20 protein-coding genes and 1 riboswitch are annotated in these 17,700 nt (G+C 41.5%); all 20 genes read right to left on the bottom strand.

Annotated features, from left to right (window positions below):
• Nucleotides 1-104: 104 nt before the first annotated feature.
• A complete protein-coding gene (locus tag AC1TO9_RS02560; RefSeq protein WP_482054986.1) occupies nucleotides 105-638 on the bottom strand; it encodes a spore maturation protein in 534 nt (177 codons plus the stop codon).
• Between the two features lie 6 nt (nucleotides 639-644).
• Nucleotides 645-1,280: a nucleoside recognition domain-containing protein gene (locus AC1TO9_RS02555; protein ID WP_482054985.1), complete on the bottom strand. Its 636-nt coding sequence runs from the start codon at nucleotides 1,278-1,280 to the stop codon at nucleotides 645-647.
• Nucleotides 1,281-1,347: 67 nt separating this feature from the next.
• On the bottom strand, nucleotides 1,348-2,451 hold the full coding sequence (locus AC1TO9_RS02550; RefSeq protein WP_482055255.1) for a D-alanyl-D-alanine carboxypeptidase family protein: 1,104 nt from the start codon (nucleotides 2,449-2,451) through the stop codon (nucleotides 1,348-1,350).
• A 228-nt stretch (nucleotides 2,452-2,679) separates the two neighbouring features.
• On the bottom strand, nucleotides 2,680-3,168 hold the full coding sequence (ytfJ, locus tag AC1TO9_RS02545; RefSeq protein ID WP_482054984.1) for a GerW family sporulation protein: 489 nt from the start codon (nucleotides 3,166-3,168) through the stop codon (nucleotides 2,680-2,682).
• A complete protein-coding gene (locus AC1TO9_RS02540) occupies nucleotides 3,141-3,821 on the bottom strand; it encodes a DUF2953 domain-containing protein (protein ID WP_482054983.1) in 681 nt (226 codons plus the stop codon). Before AC1TO9_RS02540 ends, ytfJ begins: the two co-directional genes overlap by 28 nt.
• Nucleotides 3,822-4,081: 260 nt before the next feature.
• A complete protein-coding gene (scpB, locus tag AC1TO9_RS02535; RefSeq protein WP_482054982.1) occupies nucleotides 4,082-4,687 on the bottom strand; it encodes an SMC-Scp complex subunit ScpB in 606 nt (201 codons plus the stop codon).
• Nucleotides 4,656-5,450 carry a segregation and condensation protein A gene (locus AC1TO9_RS02530; RefSeq protein ID WP_482055254.1) on the bottom strand — a complete coding sequence of 265 codons (795 nt, stop codon included), beginning with the start codon at nucleotides 5,448-5,450 and terminating at the stop codon, nucleotides 4,656-4,658. Before AC1TO9_RS02530 ends, scpB begins: the two co-directional genes overlap by 32 nt.
• A gap of 69 nt (nucleotides 5,451-5,519) precedes the next feature.
• The gene (gene ribH / locus AC1TO9_RS02525; RefSeq protein ID WP_482054981.1) at nucleotides 5,520-5,987 is read right to left on the bottom strand and encodes a 6,7-dimethyl-8-ribityllumazine synthase; all 468 of its coding nucleotides are present in this window, start codon (nucleotides 5,985-5,987) and stop codon (nucleotides 5,520-5,522) included.
• Nucleotides 5,988-6,055: 68 nt separating this feature from the next.
• Nucleotides 6,056-7,297 carry a bifunctional 3,4-dihydroxy-2-butanone-4-phosphate synthase/GTP cyclohydrolase II gene (locus AC1TO9_RS02520; protein WP_482054980.1) on the bottom strand — a complete coding sequence of 414 codons (1,242 nt, stop codon included), beginning with the start codon at nucleotides 7,295-7,297 and terminating at the stop codon, nucleotides 6,056-6,058.
• 18 nt (nucleotides 7,298-7,315) lie between these two features.
• The gene (locus tag AC1TO9_RS02515; RefSeq protein ID WP_482054979.1) at nucleotides 7,316-7,981 is read right to left on the bottom strand and encodes a riboflavin synthase; all 666 of its coding nucleotides are present in this window, start codon (nucleotides 7,979-7,981) and stop codon (nucleotides 7,316-7,318) included.
• A gap of 23 nt (nucleotides 7,982-8,004) precedes the next feature.
• Nucleotides 8,005-9,105: a bifunctional diaminohydroxyphosphoribosylaminopyrimidine deaminase/5-amino-6-(5-phosphoribosylamino)uracil reductase RibD gene (gene ribD / locus AC1TO9_RS02510; protein ID WP_482054978.1), complete on the bottom strand. Its 1,101-nt coding sequence runs from the start codon at nucleotides 9,103-9,105 to the stop codon at nucleotides 8,005-8,007.
• A gap of 281 nt (nucleotides 9,106-9,386) precedes the next feature.
• Nucleotides 9,387-9,560: riboswitch (FMN riboswitch) on the bottom strand.
• Between the two features lie 221 nt (nucleotides 9,561-9,781).
• On the bottom strand, nucleotides 9,782-10,219 hold the full coding sequence (locus AC1TO9_RS02505; protein ID WP_482054977.1) for a peptidylprolyl isomerase: 438 nt from the start codon (nucleotides 10,217-10,219) through the stop codon (nucleotides 9,782-9,784).
• Nucleotides 10,220-10,416: 197 nt separating this feature from the next.
• Nucleotides 10,417-11,748 carry a diaminopimelate decarboxylase gene (lysA, locus tag AC1TO9_RS02500; protein ID WP_482054976.1) on the bottom strand — a complete coding sequence of 444 codons (1,332 nt, stop codon included), beginning with the start codon at nucleotides 11,746-11,748 and terminating at the stop codon, nucleotides 10,417-10,419.
• Nucleotides 11,749-11,880: 132 nt separating this feature from the next.
• Nucleotides 11,881-13,467, bottom strand: a complete 1,587-nt coding sequence (locus tag AC1TO9_RS02495; RefSeq protein WP_482054975.1) for a spore germination protein — start codon at nucleotides 13,465-13,467, stop codon at nucleotides 11,881-11,883.
• Between the two features lie 24 nt (nucleotides 13,468-13,491).
• On the bottom strand, nucleotides 13,492-13,914 hold the full coding sequence (locus tag AC1TO9_RS02490; protein ID WP_482054974.1) for a stage V sporulation protein AB: 423 nt from the start codon (nucleotides 13,912-13,914) through the stop codon (nucleotides 13,492-13,494).
• Nucleotides 13,911-14,558 (bottom strand): stage V sporulation protein AA, encoded by a 648-nt coding sequence (locus tag AC1TO9_RS02485; RefSeq protein ID WP_482054973.1) that lies wholly within the window; start codon nucleotides 14,556-14,558, stop codon nucleotides 13,911-13,913. Before AC1TO9_RS02485 ends, AC1TO9_RS02490 begins: the two co-directional genes overlap by 4 nt.
• A gap of 129 nt (nucleotides 14,559-14,687) precedes the next feature.
• Nucleotides 14,688-15,443, bottom strand: coding sequence for an RNA polymerase sporulation sigma factor SigF (gene sigF / locus AC1TO9_RS02480; protein ID WP_482054972.1), 756 nt, complete (start codon nucleotides 15,441-15,443; stop codon nucleotides 14,688-14,690).
• Between the two features lie 11 nt (nucleotides 15,444-15,454).
• Nucleotides 15,455-15,916: an anti-sigma F factor gene (spoIIAB, locus tag AC1TO9_RS02475; RefSeq protein ID WP_482054971.1), complete on the bottom strand. Its 462-nt coding sequence runs from the start codon at nucleotides 15,914-15,916 to the stop codon at nucleotides 15,455-15,457.
• Nucleotides 15,913-16,266 carry an anti-sigma F factor antagonist gene (gene spoIIAA, locus AC1TO9_RS02470; protein ID WP_482054970.1) on the bottom strand — a complete coding sequence of 118 codons (354 nt, stop codon included), beginning with the start codon at nucleotides 16,264-16,266 and terminating at the stop codon, nucleotides 15,913-15,915. The genes spoIIAB and spoIIAA overlap by 4 nt, the downstream gene beginning before the upstream one ends.
• Before the next feature lie 92 nt (nucleotides 16,267-16,358).
• Entirely contained in the window at nucleotides 16,359-17,540 is a 1,182-nt protein-coding gene (locus tag AC1TO9_RS02465) for a D-alanyl-D-alanine carboxypeptidase family protein (RefSeq protein WP_482054969.1), read from the bottom strand.
• Nucleotides 17,541-17,700 lie beyond the last annotated feature (160 nt).

The raw sequence follows: 17,700 nt of genomic DNA, 5'->3' as shown, positions 1-17,700 counted from the left end.
TGAATCATGAATCCTTCATATGACATTTACTCACCTCATTCTACTAGACAGCGCGGAATGCTATAGCGTATGAAGTGTGAGATAAATGGGATTGGACTATTTCACTATCCAAAAAAAACTAGGCACACCGCTATGGCAGCAATAAAGCCTACAGCATCTGAGAACAATCCAACTTTTAGTGCATAACGCCCATTACGAATACCAACGGCCCCCATATATACAGTCAGTACATATAATGTTGTATCTGTACTTCCTTGTATTGTTGAGGCCATTCGTCCAATCATAGAGTCAGGTCCATGAACTCGAATTAAATCCGTTGCGAATGCAAGAGAGCCTGTGCCTGTTAGTGGCCGAAGAATTCCTAATGGAATAATCTCACTCGGAACACCTAGAGCATGAAGGAACGAGCCCGTCCAACCCACAAAGAAGTCTAGTGCTCCCGATGCTCGGAATACGCTGATCGCTACCATCATTCCAACAAGATGCGGAATAATTTGAATAGCTGTCGTGAATCCATCTTTTGCTCCATCAATGAAAGATTCATAGACAGGTACCTTCCGTGTAAAAGCAAATAAAGGAATAAAGGCGATAATTAAGGGTATCGCCCACGAAGATATCAGATTAATAAATGAGAGCACTGACCATCATCCTTTCACGCCCGGCTTTGAATGAGTGCCTTTCAACGGGGGGGTACGATCTTTATGAAGATACCATCTTCTACACCATCTATCCGCCACAACTGCAGCTATTGTAGCAATAGCCGTCGCTACCAAGGTAGTTCCAACAATGTCCGTTGGACTCGCTGAATTATAATTCATTCGAATAGCGATAAGCGTAGTCGGTATGAGTGTAATACTTGCTGTATTTAAAGCTAGTAACGTACACATTGCAGGACTTGCTACATCTTTGTCGGGATTAAGCGATTGGAGCTCTTGCATTGCCTTAATTCCCATAGGTGTAGCCGCATTCCCAAGTCCAAGTAGATTAGCACTCATATTAGAAAGTATATAGCCCAGCGCCGGGTGATCACGTGGTACATCTGGAAACAAGAAACTCACGATGGGACTTAGTATCTTTGCAATTTTGTTCAGAAGCCCCGAGTCTTCAGCAATTCGCATCATACCCATCCAGAATACGAGAACACTTATTAATCCAAAACAGACACTCACGCCTGTCTTAGCCCCGTCAAAAGCCGCTGTTGTAACCACCTCAATATTGCCTGACACAGCCGCGAATCCAAATCCAATTAGAATAAGTGCAAGCCATATTGCATTGATCATCCCATATACCTCCCAGTTCATACCATCTCTAATAGAAGTTGTTTAAAAATCAGCTTTGGATCACATATTAGTAAACAAACAATAACTCCCTAAACACCTTCTCCAAGGAATACAACCAAGTATTTGAATGTCTGCGATTCTCAACATTTTGTAGCATGACATCCTTTGTCGCTTCAACCTTTTCCGGAAGTTGACTTCCCGAAGAATACACGGGTACTTTTCCTACAATCGCATTATCTTTTACGATCTCAATCCTACCTCGTAGTCCAAAAGAAAGATCCACACCTGAATCTCTTTGCTCTGTTAAGACGAGTCGATTGGTTATTGAGCTTTGCTCTCCTTCTGCAGTTGGATATGAGAACGATTGACTAACGACAAGTTCGTGCCCGTCAACTTTCTGCCCACGTTTAAGCATCTCCACAAGCGGATAGTTTGTAAATCCATAATCAAGCATCTTCCGATGGTCGTTCCAGTCATCACCATCATTTATAGTTACTGTAACCAATTGTTGTCCATTTCTCGTAGCAGAACTAACAAGACAGCGAAGTGCCTTTTTGGTATAGCCCGTTTTCACACCATCCGCACCCTCGTAGAAGCGAAGCATCTTATTTTTGTTATCCCACTTATAGTCCCAGGATTCGGTTGGATTTGGAGCTTTTTTTACGGGAGTCTTGACAATTTCCTTGAAAATTGGATTATGCATTGCATACACGGTTAATTTCGCTAAATCATTGGCAGAAGAATAATGCCCCTCAGCATCCAAACCATGAGGATTCATGAAATGAGTATGCTTCAGTTCTAATTCAATCGCTTTTGCGTTCATCAAATATACAAACCCTTCTTCTGACCCACCAACATGTTCTGCAATCGCTGTTGCTGCATCATTACCTGAACGGAGCATCAGTCCATAAAGCATATTCTCAAGCGTCATTTGCTCTCCAAGCTTCAAATATATGGATGATCCTTCTTTACCGTAGGCATTCTTACTAACCTGAACCGGCTTGTTAAACTGCCCCTGTTCAATAGCCACAATAGCTGTCATGATCTTGGTTAAGCTAGCAATTCGAAGCTCATCATCGCCCTGTTTAGAATAGAGTATCCGCCCAGAAGTGACATCGATTAACGCTGCTGCCTGCGCATGAGTTGATAATGCAGGGATCTCCTTCTGCATTGGAGAAGCATTCACATTGTTAAAACCAATTAATGCTACAAATAGGATCGTCCATACTGCTACCATATATTTCAGTTTTTCGTTCATGTTTTACATTCCTCCGACCTAGTTCTAGGGAATCTTGTACAAGTATATGCTTTTCAGTAAATAGGTATGTCCCTGTTTACTTATTTAGAGGCAAACAAATAACCCCCTTCCGTTAAGATCTGGAAGAGGGTCGAAGGATAGTTAAAGAACAGTGTGATCTGATGCGTCCCGAACAGGTACTGTCGTTGTAGATGAACCTACATTGTTGTTATTCTTCGTATCCTTCTTCTGGCATATGGATTGGATCTTCTCCATCACATATGGAATCATGTCGATCACTTTCTCTTGGATATGGGTTTGAGTATCAAGTGGTAAAATATACACACCATCTTTACCTACAACTAGAAATGCGATCGGACGAATGGATACTCCTCCACCCGTACCTCCACCAAAGGGTAGTTTTTTTGATTCTTGATGATCGTTAGCCGAAGTTCCTGAACTTTTCGTACTACCCTCCACATGAAAATCACTACCCCCAGCCGCAAAACCAAACCCAACTCTACTTATAGGCAGAATCACACTACCATCTGGGGTTTGTACTGGGTCCCCAACAATGGTATTTACATCCACCATACTTTTAAGATTTTCCATTGCCGTTTGCATTAATCCTTTGATAGGATGGTCCTCCATTTTTTAACTCCTCCTTTCACCTTCAGCACGCGTAAGATAAGTACCAAGCCTGCATATATAGCGTATCCGCAAGAGATTTGGACTATGCAAGACACCTCACTGGTAAAATGCGGATGATCATCATATGTAGGTACAACAAATAATCGCGGAGATTTCTTCAGTTGCACATGATGTGACAACCACCCCACAATGAATGTCTTAGCACTCCATACCATGCCCGATGCGATTGCAGTATATGCAGCATCTCCGGCACAAAAATGCGTTGACCATTCAAACTTAGAAATAGACAATCGAGACAATGTCACTTCCAACCACACTTTTAGTGACTCCGTCGCCTCTAGAATTTGATGAGAGACGTTCAACCAATGATCTACTTTTCGTTTATCAATTTGGCTATCATTATGCGCCTCTTTTTCTTGACCAATATTCTTGCTCTTATCAACTTCTATCTCAATACCCTTTTCCAAGTTCTCAATCTTTAACATAGGCAATTCATAATGAAGTCGGATTAATCCATATAGCATCTTAATTTTGAATACTACTTCATCATCTTTCCCTGTCTTCCTCACCCATACATCTGCTTTAATCTTGGAGACAAGAATAACTGCGATGAGTAGTAAGATTACAATGACAATTATCGTAACAATCCACACGTATTAACCCCCATGTATCTGCGAAATTGATCTTTGTTCTTAGTATGGCAATTATTCATGGGAATCATTCCGGGAAAGTGAATGCCAAATAGCAGGTCAAGGTTAAACACCTCGACCTGCTATTTCAAGAAAAAAACCGATCGGCGTCCTTCGTTAAGGAATTTATGTAGTAGATCACCTACACGCCAGCCAACTTCCAGTAGTAGTCATCAAGGTTAGTTGCAAATTTGCCCTCTAAATCCACCACTATTCATCTTATTCTATGAATCTTTAACATCATCCAATGTCAATTGACGCCCATCTAGTCGATCAAAGAGCATTTGCGTCTCTTCTTCAAGATTGTCCTTATTCTCAAAAAGAGAGGGTTCTGGCAAGTCCTGTAAGTGCGCCAATCCAAAGTAATCCAGAAATGAGTTCGTTGTACCATATAGGATAGGTCGTCCAACAGCCTCCGCTCGCCCTTTCTCTTCAATCAAATCCTTATTGACGAGTGTATGAATAGCACGTTCAGACTTGACTCCACGAATTTCCTCGATCTCCACACGTGTAATCGGTTGGCGATATGCCACAATCGAGAGCGTCTCAAGCGCAGCTTGTGAAAGTGACACACGAGCAGGAGAATAAGCTAATTTCTCAAAATATTCTGCATGCTCTTGGTGCGTTGCCAGCTGATAGTTACCAGCAATCTGGATCAATTGTAATCCGCGCTGTTGTCGTATGAAATCATCCTTCATTTCTTCCAATGCATCTTTTACTAACTCATTACGTTGCTCAACAATTTCAGCAATTTGCTTTACACTAAGGCCTTCGTCTCCTGCTAGAAAAAGAAGCCCCTCAATAATCGATTTCAATTTCGGGTATTCCATGTAGTTCTTCTTCCCCTCTCCATTCCATGACAATGTCATCGAATAGTCTCTCCTGATAACACAATATTTGCTTCATCTTCATTAATTCTAGAATAGCTAGGAACGTCACCACAATTTCATGACGCACCATATCCTCATGCAGTAGTTTGGAGAATAGTAGTTTACTACCTTTACCCCCATGTTGTAGAGCTTCGACAACATCGCGAATGCGGCCCTTGACCGTAATCTCATCTCTGTGGATTCGAGAATAAGAGTTACGTTTAACTACCTTACGTAAGGCCTTCTGAAAAGCCGCGACTAAATCTGAAGTATGTAATCCCAGAACAGGATTCACAGATACGGTGGGCATCCATGTCGCTAAATCCTCTGGTTCTTTTGAAAACATTAGACTTCTGTCCCACTCACGTTCATGAAGATGCTCGGCAATCCCTTTGTATTTACGATACTCTATAAGCTTCTGTATCAATTCCACCCTCGGATCATAATCATCCTCCTCATAGAAATCGAAATCATCAAATTCTATGATGGGTGGTTTAGGAAGCAACAATTTACTCTTAATTGATAATAACGTTGCTGCCATCACGAGAAACTCGCTCGTAACTTCCAGTTCAAGTTCCTGCATATTCATCAAATAACTCATATACTGCTCTGTAATCTCCGTCACGGGGATATCCTGGATGTCGATTTCCGCTTTATCAATCAAATGTAGAAGTAAATCCAGCGGGCCTTCAAATGTTTCCAGCTTATATAATACAGACACGATATGTTCCTCCAACCAACCATAATCAAAAATATAGTACCCTTAATTTAAGGGTACTATATTAAATAAGCACTATTTAAACAGTTTCGTCAAGTTTGCCATTTCAATAGCCGAGATCGCTGAGTCATATCCTTTGTTACCTACTTTTGTTCCCGCACGTTCGATGGCCTGTTCGATATTCTCAGTAGTTACGACTCCGAATATCGTTGGAATACCACTCTTCAAGTTAATAGCGGCTACCCCTTTTGCTACTTCATTACATACGATGTCATAATGAGATGTTGATCCCCGAATCACAGTACCTAATGTAATAACAGCATCGTATTTCCCACTATCCGCCATTTTTTGAGCAATAAGTGGAATCTCGAATACACCTGGTACCCATGCAACATCAATCTCATTATCTTGTACACCATGTCTCTTCAATGCATCAAGCGCTCCATTAAGTAGCTTACTTGTAATAAATTCATTGAAACGACCTACAACTATACCATATTTCAATCCCTCGGATACTAAATTACCTTCAAAATAATGTGCCATAATAACTCATCTTCCCCTCAATTTATATTATATAGGTTGTTCGAACAGCTGACTTTATGAACTCGAACTTATCGTTTTAAATCTTCATCTTGCTCAATATCATCAAATTTCATTAGATGACCTAGTTTTGCCTGCTTCGTATGCAAATAACGTGTGTTATCCTTATTCTCTTCCATTTGAATAGGAACCCGTTCAACAACTTCGAGTCCGTACCCTTCTAATCCTTTTATTTTACGAGGATTATTGGTAAGCAGTTTAATCTGACGTACACCCAGATCCTTCAGAATCTGTGCTCCAATGCCGTAATCTCGTAGATCAGCTGGGAAACCTAACTTCAGGTTAGCATCGACTGTGTCAAAACCTTCCTCTTGCAATTTATAAGCTTTCAATTTGTTAAGCAGACCAATGCCTCGACCTTCCTGACGCATGTAGAGTAGAACACCACTACCTTCAGCTTCTATTTGGCGAAGCGCTGCCGCAAACTGAGGTCCACAATCGCAACGATGAGAGTGAAATACATCCCCCGTCAAACATTCGGAATGCACACGCACAAGTACGGGCTTACTCGGGTCAATCTCTCCCTTAACCAATGCAAGATGCTCTTTGTCATCCACTTCGTTGGTATATGCAATCGCCTGGAATTCACCGAAATCGGTTGGCATACGTACCGAAACTTCACGATTAACTAATCTTTCCTTATCATTACGATAATGAATCAATTCCTTAATATTAATAAGCTTCAAATCCTGTTCGCGAGCGATCGTAACCAGATCTGGTAATCGAGCCATCGTACCGTCTTCCTTGATAATCTCACAGATGACAGCTGCTGGATATGATCCACACATACGAGCCAAATCTACTGCTGCCTCCGTATGGCCTGAACGACGAAGAACGCCACCCTTTTTAGCAATTAATGGGAACATATGCCCCGGTCTACGGAAGTCTTCTCTAGTTGCATTTGGGTCCATAATAGCCTTCACGGTTAATGAACGCTCATTAGCAGATATTCCCGTTGTAGTATCTTTATGGTCAATAGATACTGTAAAAGCAGTTCCATGATTATCCGTATTGTGTTCAACCATCGGTCTCAAATCTAATTCATCAGCGCGTTCTTGGGTGATCGGCAAGCATACCAATCCACGGCCTTGACTAATCATGAAATTGATTACTTCTGGGGTTGCCTTTTCAGCAAGGGCAATGAAATCCCCTTCGTTCTCTCGGTCTTCATCATCTACGACGATAATGACCTTTCCACGCATCAGATCATAGATGGCTTCTTCAATTGGATCAAAAATAATGTCTTTCTCCATATTCATTTCCTCCTAAAATTACACAAATCCATTTCGAGCTAAGGATTCCATGTTTATTCCTGAGTGTTTACCCTCATCTTGCTTTCCTGAAGATTTATAATGAAGCAAATGATCTACATATTTACCGAGCACATCACATTCAATATTCACCGTATCTCCAGCCCGCTTATAATGTAGAACGGTCTGAGCCAACGTATGCGGAATAATCGATACTTGAAATGTATTTCCACTCGTATGGATAACAGTGAGACTGATGCCATCAAGCGTTATAGAACCCTTTGGAATAATAAATTTGAGAATATTCGAACTTGCTGGTGTAATCTCATATACAACGGCATTCTGATTCTTAGTCACATGATGGATTGTCCCGATGCCATCAACATGCCCCTGAACGATATGCCCGCCAAAGCGTCCATTAGCAATCATCGCACGCTCTAAATTTACCTTACTTCCCATCTGGAGATCTTTCAGGTTGCTATTACGATATGTTTCAGGCATAACGTCAACGGAAAATGATTGACTATCGATTGAGGTTGCTGTAAGACATACCCCATTCACAGACACACTATCTCCAATCTTTAGATCATCCATAATGATGGATGCCGTAAGCTGTAGCACCATTGCTTCTCCACTTCGTGTAATTCCTCGAAGTGTACCTATCTCTTCAACTAACCCTGTAAACATTGTATAACCTCCCTTCCAGCCGATTAGGACCACACAGGTATGCCACTAATACGAAGATTATCTCCCAATTGCTCTACTTCCATAGATTCTAATCTAACAGCATCCTTCATCCATTCGCTTCCCTCAAAAGAAAAACTACTAGGGGAGTTCAAGCCACCTACAATTTTAGGAGCAAAATAAAGTATAATTCGATCAACTAATTTAGCCGCAAGCATGGCACCATTCAAGGTTCCTCCTCCTTCGAGAAGAATTGAGCCTATCTTCATTGCACCAAGCTCTACCATCGCTATGGATAGATCTACTCGAGGACCTTCACCACAAACAAGTACAATGACACCCGCTTGCTTAAGCTGTTCTGCCTTCGCAACATCCATCTGCCCAGTAGTTAATATGATACTTTGCGCTAACCCATCATTCACAATATTAGATTCTAATGGCGTGCGTAACTGTGAATCCACAATAATTCGTATCGGGTTCAACCCTCCCGTTGCTAGGCGTGTTGTCAAATGGGGATTATCCATTATAACTGTCTCCACCCCAACCATAATGCCTTGATGACGATGACGGAGTGTATGTACCTGTTCACGCGCAACTTCGTTGGAAATCCATTTACTATCTCCTGTTTTGGAAGCAATCTTGCCATCTAATGTGCTGGCAGTCTTTAATGTAATGAATGGAATCCCTGTTGTAATATATTTAATGAATTTCTCATTTAGTTTCAGTGCACGATCTTGAAGTAATCCAACTTCAACCTCAATCCCATGATCACGTAGCATAGCGATCCCTTTGCCTGCTACCTGGGCATTAGGGTCTTGAGATGCGATAACGACCCGATGGACACCATCTCGTATCAAACGTTCACTACAAGGCGGTGTTGCTCCATAATGGCTACATGGTTCCAAGGTCACATAGACGGTACTCCCTAATGCCTTCTCGCCAGCCATATTCAATGCATGGACCTCTGCATGTGGGGTTCCAAGCTCTAAATGCGTCCCTATACCTACCATGACCCCGTCCTTTACGACAACGCAACCCACGACTGGATTTATATGAGTCTGTCCTTGAGCTCGTTCTGCCATATCCAGTGCGAGTGTCATGTAAAACTCATCATTCATAATTTCCAATGGTTACTTCACCTCATCCTTCTATACACCATACTCACATCAATACACTGCAAAAAAAATCAAAAATACCCCGCAACAGATGAAATGCATTCATCCGATACAGGGGTTAGTTGTGAGAATTATAAGAGTACACAAAAATAAAGCTATGAAATCAGTCAACAAATATTCCACAGATAACAAAGAAAAACATCATTGTGTATATATTGTGAAATCAGTCACGTACATCGGTGCCTTATTTATTATGTTACGATACGCGATCACTGAAGTGAATTGCGTAAGTTGCTCTCCTTCTCCCATCCAGACTATACTGTCGGTCCTAGATTCTCACTAGGTCAACCATATGCCAACTTCATCAGCATATGGGTCACGGACTAAGCCATATTATATTCATTAGTATGATCTATAAATACGGCAACACCGCCGGTAGGGAATTTCACCCAACCCCGAAGGATAAATCAATATGAAATTATACTTATGTTCGAATTTTACCATCAACAAAATAAAAATACAAGAGTATAACTATATTTAATATAGCAAGTTACAAATCCGCCGGAAAGCGAAGCGTTATCCCAAATTTCGATTGCCCTAGTAAGTACGTGCTTTCGCATAATTCAAAAAAAAAGGCTAATCCCCTAAGAGACTAGCCTTTTTATTTGAATTTAGAAAGTTTAAACTTTTACGCTTCGTCCCAAACTTTTACTTCCTTCATTTTGTCATTAGCTTTGATGTTATCTACATGTTCCATACCACTTGTTACTGTACCAAATACAGTATGAACGCCATCCAAATGCGGTTGTGGTGCGTAAACGATAAAGAATTGGCTACCGCCTGTATCTTTACCCGCGTGTGCCATGGATAATACGCCTTTAGCATGCTTAGTTGTGTTGTTAACAGCTTCACATTTGATTGTATATCCTGGGCCACCAGTACCAGTACCTGTTGGGCATCCACCTTGAGCTACAAAATTAGCAATTACACGGTGAAAAGTTAATCCGTTATAATAACCGCTATTAGCCAACTTTTCAAAGTTAGCTACTGTTCCTGGTGCTTCTTCTGGCAAAAAGTCAATTTCAACCACTCCGCCGTTTTCTAATTCAATTGTTCCTTTTTTCATTATAATTCCAACCCCTTAACATATTGTGTGGATCTTCATAAAATAATTATAGACACCCTATAGTTTACTATGAATGGATACCTGAAAGCAAAGAAACATGGAAAAGAAAACAATGAAATCATTCCTACGTAAATACGTATGGATTGATCCTTCGTCTGAAGCTATTCACCACAGTGCTAGCAAGCTAACCTAACGGGTTATTTCAACACCGCTTGCTTACGAATTCTCTCCGGAACAAGGTCATTCCCTATAATATCTTGGAAGCTTTCACGTTTCACTACAAGATCGCTCTGTCCACCTTTTACAAACACTACGCTAGGTCGACGAATACGATTATAATTGCTCGCCATAGAATAGTTATACGCACCCGTACAAGATACAGCTAACAGATCTCCACTTTGTACTTCAGGAAGCTTCACATCCCAGATTAACATGTCACCACTTTCGCAACATTTTCCAGCAATAGAGACCACTTCCGTCTCTTCATCATTCGCACGATTAGCAAGGAGCGCCTCATATTCAGATTGGTATAGTGCAGGACGCGGGTTGTCCGTCATTCCACCATCAACAGCAACATACTTACGCACACCCGGAATGTCCTTTTGTGTTCCTACAGTATACAGCGTCGTCCCTGCATCTCCCACAATGCTCCGTCCCGGCTCTACCCAAATCTCAGGAAGTTCACCTGAAAGATCCGCGAAATGCTCCTTAACCGCATCCGTAATCGCTTTAACATATTGGACAACTTGTAACGGTGTATCTCCCTCAACATAACGGATTCCAAATCCGCCACCAAGATTTACAACTTTAAAACGTACTCCAAGTTGCTGCTGAACCTCTTTCGCGAAATCAGCTACTTTTTGAACAGCCATCTGGAACCCTTCGACCTCGAAGATTTGCGATCCAATATGCGAATGCACACCAAGTAGCTCTATGTTAGATAAATCCGAAGCGACCTTGACACCTTCGTGAGCAGAACCATTTCCGATATCGAATCCGAATTTGGAATCTGTTTGTCCAGTCGAAATATATTCATGCGTATGTGCTTCAACCCCCGGGGTAACTCGTAAAAGAACATGAACTTGCTTGCCCTTCTCAGTCGCAATAGCCTGCAGCAAATGTAATTCAACCAAATTATCTACTACAAAACATCCAATTCCCGCTTCGATCGCCATGTCAATCTCATCCGGTGTTTTGTTATTACCATGAAAATGAATGCGTTCCGCCGGGAAGCCCGCTTGTAGGGCTGTATATAATTCGCCCTCAGATACGACATCCAAAGACATGCCTTCTTGTTCCACGACCGTGCACATTGCCATTACACAGAATGCCTTACTAGCATAAGCCACTTGAAAATTGAGCCCTGACGACTTAAATGCTTCAACATATTCTTTACAACGTTCACGGATCAATTGTTCATCCATGATATAGAGTGGTGTGCCGAATTGTGCTTTAAGATCAACAACATCGCAACCACCGATTTCTAAGTGTCCACTTGTATTTATTGTACTTGTACCATGTAAAAACATCTCTACAGTCCTCCACTTTTGATGGAATTGATATTCCACTTCTATTTACCTTAGTATATCAGAATCCTAAAATAAGAGTAAATGGATTTATGTGCAGAACATTTGTGTTATTCGACGCAATCGCTTCTCAAACTACTTTAGTGGCATTCGTGTATTATCTCGTGGTTTATTGAAAGAAGGCCGTTTCTTATTCGACAACACCGGCATACGGAACAGTATCTCAGCCATCGCCTTTGCATTAAAGGGGATAAATGGCCATAGATATGAAGAGTTATACGATCTATGGAGCGTCAACAAGAGAACAAGCAGTGTCGTGCCGATCACAAATCCCGGGACGTGAAAGATGGATACAGCTATAAGTAACACTAAGCGTACAATCCGATTAGCCAGACCCAATTCATAACTTGGTGTAGCGAACATCCCGATCGCAGCAATCGCCATATAAAGCACGACTTCATTGATAAACAGACCTGTCTTGACAGCAACATCCCCTACAAGAATAGCTGCAATTAAGCCCATGGCTGATGCGATTGAAGTTGGCGTATGAACAGCAGCAAGACGAAGTAAATCCACACCCAATTCCACCATAATAAACTGAGCTATGAGGGGGATCTTTCCCGTCTCCTGTGGGCCAATAAATTCCAAAGCAGCCGGCTTCAATTCTGGATTCAGAACAAGTAGCATCCAGAGCGGAAGTATAAACATCGAGAACAATATTCCCAGAAATCTAACCCAACGCAAATATGTGCCAATAAAAGGCGTCTGACGATTCTCTTCTGCATGCTGACACAAATCAAAGAACGTTGTAGGCATAATCATAACGCTTGGCGAGGTGTCTACGAACACAACAACTCTACCTTCAAGTAAATGTGACGCTACCACATCAGGCCGCTCTGAGTACCTTACTAACGGATATGGATGCCAACCCTTATTGATGATAGCTTCCTCAAGCTGTTTATCACCAAGGGGTATGCCATCTATCTTGACTGCTTTGATCTTCTCTCGAATGCTATCAATTTGTACCTTATCCACAATATCATCTATATAAGCAATACATACATCCGTCCTTGTCCGCCGACCAACCTGAACGACTTCATACATCAATCCAGGGTCTCTGATTCTACGTCGAACCAATGACACGTTCGTGAGCAATGTCTCTGTGAATCCATCTCTTGAACCCCTAACCACCCGTTCTATGGATGATTCATCTGGGTTACGAGAGGGATAAGTACGCGTATCTACCAAGAGCACCGTACTGTCACCTTCCATGAAGAATGCACTCATACCCGTAAGTACCTTGTTAATAACCTGACTTAATAAGTCCACTTTCTCCACTTGAATATGAGGTATGTATTTATCAAAGAAAGACTTCATAGCGTCTGAGCAAACTTCTCCTTGCCCAATATAGGTCAATCTTGTGAGGATCTCCGTCATATTATCGCTGTCTGTAAATCCACTTATAAATAATATTCCTGTTTCAATTCCACCAAAGTTCATTTTACGAAAATCAACATCAAATGAAGATTCGAGCCCCATCACCTCATTTAACACCTTTTCAACTTGATTCAGATCCCCAGAGAACTCATCACGCTCCTGCCAATAAATAATGGATTCCTCAATGGTATCTGACATTTCTTCGTCTCGCTTATCCTGACGTTTCTGTTTGCTTGAATCGCTCTTCTTTTCATTCTCGCTATGGTTTAATTCTTCATCTGACATGCTGTCTCACTCCCTTGATGTTAGCTAATTTCGATATACAAACCAATCAAACAGCGAACCCAACACCTTGCCAGCAACCATAGCCATCAACAAACCCACCAAGTAACTTTTCATATGAAGGCGTTTCGCTAGAATGGGAAGTACATTCAATACTTCTGTAAGTGCTGCTGCTAATAGTCCAACAAATATTCCAAAGAATGCTCCTATTATTAACGCAACTACGGGATTAAATGCTCCTTTCCACTGCCAAAAGTCACTTATTGTTCCAACGAGAGATCCTGTAATCAAGGCTCCTTCATACCAGTGGACTTTATGATAAGTGAAAGTTAATTGCGCAAGTCTTGGAACGATATCTAGAACTAGAATAAAGGCAATTACTCCGCTACCAACAGCGATTCCTCCCGCAATCCCTAATAATATTTCCACAACACCTATCATCATACTCATAATGAGCTCTCATCCTGCTTCCGTTGATTAGCCCCTTCTTTCTTATATTCTTCAGCCACTACGAATTGATCGATATTCTCTTGATAAAGATACATTTCAACTTCAAGCGGTGTCGGCTCCTCGTTCCACTTCTTCTTAAAGAGATGATTAAAGAACACAACCATTCCGAAGCCAATTCCTAAGGAGTACGCACTCTGAAAAAGATAAGGATGCTCATTCCGTTTTCCAGTGACCATCTCTACAACCCTAATGTGTACCTCCATCATATTGACGTCTGCATGAAAATTCATAATCGTTAGTGCTGACCCAAAGAACAACAATAACCACACAAGTACGAACAAGGATTTAGATGGCTTCTTTGGTTTTTGAACAATTTCAATGATGACTTGCTGCATCCCAATGGATTCGATATATACATTCGGTATGACAGTCTTAATTCGCGAGATAATCTTCATTAGATCCATCACAAGTAAGTTTCCATCTACCTGTTGCGGGAAAGATAATTCAAGGTTGTACAACTTCTGTTCCCATTCCGGTTCACTCAGAATTTGAGCGACTTCACCAAGAGTCACTATCTTCCCTCGAGGGATTAGAACACGTTTCTTAAGTTGGAGATACACCGTCGGAGTGGAGGTATATTCCATAACAGATCACTCCTTTACTGTTAAATTATCGTTAGTATGTGATTGAATAGTGTTTTTTAGTCAAAAGAAAAGAACCTGAGCACTTATGTCTCAGGTTCTCTCCATTCATATTCACCTATGCTGATCATTCTATTGCGCAATCTGCTCACGAATAAGCTGAAGAATCTTTTTCTCTAAACGAGATACCTGCACTTGAGAAATTCCAAGTCTACTTGCGACTTCGGATTGGGTCTGATCCCGATAATATCGGAGATAGACGATAAGCCGTTCGCGTTCGGATAACCCCTCTATTGCTTCATTCAGAGCTAGTTTCTCAAACCATTTATCTTGAGACTCATCTGCAATCTGATCCATTAGCGTAATAGGATCCCCATCATTCTCATAAACTGTCTCATGTATAGATGTTGGCGGCTTGTTGGCCTCCTGCGCGAACACTACTTCTTCCGGGGTGACTCCAAGATCCTCTGCCACTTCCTTAATTGTCGGCAGACGATTCAACACCTTCGAGAGTTCATCCTTCTTCTTCCGAACCTTATTGGCCATTTCTTTCAATGAGCGGCTAACTTTGAGTGTACCGTCATCTCGTAAGAAACGCTGGATTTCCCCTATGATCATAGGAACCGCATAGGTCGAAAATTTGACATCATAACTTAGATCAAATTTATCAACGGATTTCAACAGTCCAATGCAACCAATTTGAAACAAGTCCTCTGGATCATACCCTCTGTTCATAAACCTTTGAACAACGGACCAGACAAGACGAATGTTACAGTTAACTAGTGTATCTCGGGCAACGGTATCCCCCGTTTGACTAAGTGCAATAAGACGTTTGACTTCTGAATCTTCCAAGTAGGTTTGCGAGACTTTCTTCACTTCAGCATCCATTACTCCAACCCCTAATTATATAAAGCTTTCTTGGATTCAATCCTCTTCTTCATCCTAATCGACGTACCCGATCCCAATTCGCTAGACACTTCAAATTCATCCATGAAATTTTCCATAATGGTAAATCCCATGCCCGATCTTTCTAATTCTGGCTTAGAAGTATATAAAGGTTGCTTCGCAAGATCCAGATCTTCTATCCCATGTCCACGATCTTCCACGGTCATCGTGACCGTATCTCCCTTGATCTCAGCCGTAATGGTGACCATTCCAGTGGAATCAGAATTATACCCATGAATAATGCTATTGGTTACCGCTTCAGATATGACGGTCTTTAGGTCACTTAACTCATTCATCGTCGGATCCAGTTGCGAGACAAAAGCAGCAACTGTGAATCGAGCAAATGATTCATTCACTGATTTCGCGGCAAACTGTAACGTCATGAAATTATGTGATTGGGCTTGTTCTTCACTCATGACACGACCTCCAACCCCGAAAGCGCATCGCTCTCGTTTTCATAGATATTCATTATCTTGAACATACCTGACATCTCCAGCAGACGAAAAACTGGTGCATTCACATCACACACTGCCATTTTTCCACCTTTGCTCTTGATTAGCTTGTACCTTCCAAGAATAACACCTATTCCTGAGCTATCCATGAACTGTAAATCCTTCAGACTTAGAACAATATGTTCAGTCTGCCTAGTATGAATTGCTTCATCCAGCTTCATCCGAACATGATCTGCCGTATGATGATCAAGCTCTCCAGAGAAGCGGACGACAAGTACTTGACGGTGATGTTCCATTTCCATTTGAAGATTCATATTCTATTCACTCTCCTCCCTATCATGAACAAAGAGTTCTAGAAATGAAATTCAAATTCCTGCATCCCGACAAAACTAGAAGAAAACTGCTATCAATCTACAAAAAACAACTTAGCTGTTGTACGTTTGAACATCGTCCACCAGCCCGCCTTGTCAATCGTAGCAGGTGACTTTAATTCGAATTTCTTGATCACCTGGTTTCCTTGATACACCACCAGATTGCCTAGCACCTGACCCTCTTCAATCGGAGCTTTTAAATTGGGTTCTATTTGCATTTCATGTCTTATGTCTTTCTCTTTACCCACTTTTTTCATCAGAACACTGTAGGGTTGTCCCGCGATTAGCTGGAGTTCCTTGCTCTTCCCCTTATTAATCTCAACAGTACCCATCACATCTCCCTCTTTATATAGGGAATGGTTCGTATATTGCGAGAACATATAATCGAACATCGAAGACACTTCGCTATTACGAGTCTTTGTATTCGGTTCCCCCATGACGACAGATATAGCCCTTAATCCATCCCGAACGGCCGTAGCAGATAAGCAAAATTTCGCCTCTGACGTATACCCGGTCTTCAGACCATCTGCTCCAGTATAGAATCTCACTAATTTATTCGTATTAACTAGCCAAAATGGTTTATCCGAATCTTTACGTAAATGATCCTGGTACACTCCTGTATATTTTGTAATCTCCGGATACTTTAGCAACTCACGACTGATGACCGCAATATCATGGGATGATGAATAGTGGTTCTGTGCCGGAAGTCCATTGCAATTGACGAAATGGGTATCCTTTAGTCCAAGTTCTGCGACCCGTGCATTCATCATTTCTACAAAAGCTTGTTCTGTTCCAGCAATTTTCTCAGCCATAGCTACGGAAGCATCATTACCAGATGCCATGGCTATCCCTTTCAGCATCTCATCCACAGTCATCTCCTCTCCCGGCTCAAGAAATATTTGTGAACCACCCATCGAAGCAGCATATTCACTCGTTCTCACTTTATCCGTAAGCTTAAGCGTTCCTTCATCAATCGCTTCCATGATTAACAACAGCGTCATAACCTTGGTTATACTCGCCGGTGGAAGTTTAGCATGACTGTTCTTTTCATAAATGATCGTACCGGTATCCGCATCCATCAATACTGCTGACAACGCATTTGGCGCTAGGTCTTGAGTGGCTGGTTTCTTCTCCTCAGCGGCGTATCCCGTTACTGGACTACTTAGAGCAATGAGGCATAACAACGTTACAATAATTCGTAGCATCTTTTTCAACATTAGTCCCCTCCTTACATGTAATTGGCGAATGGTTATTAAGATAAACGGGTCATTGTGAAAATGTACCTTTCTTTCAGTGTCGTCAGGTTGGATGAAATATATTCCATCCAATCTATATTTCGATAGAAGTTATTTTCTGCAAACAAAAAAAGACGCCTTT

The organism is Paenibacillus sp. Y916 (genome assembly GCF_056786435.1).
This window is presented reverse-complemented; position numbering and strand designations above follow the sequence as displayed.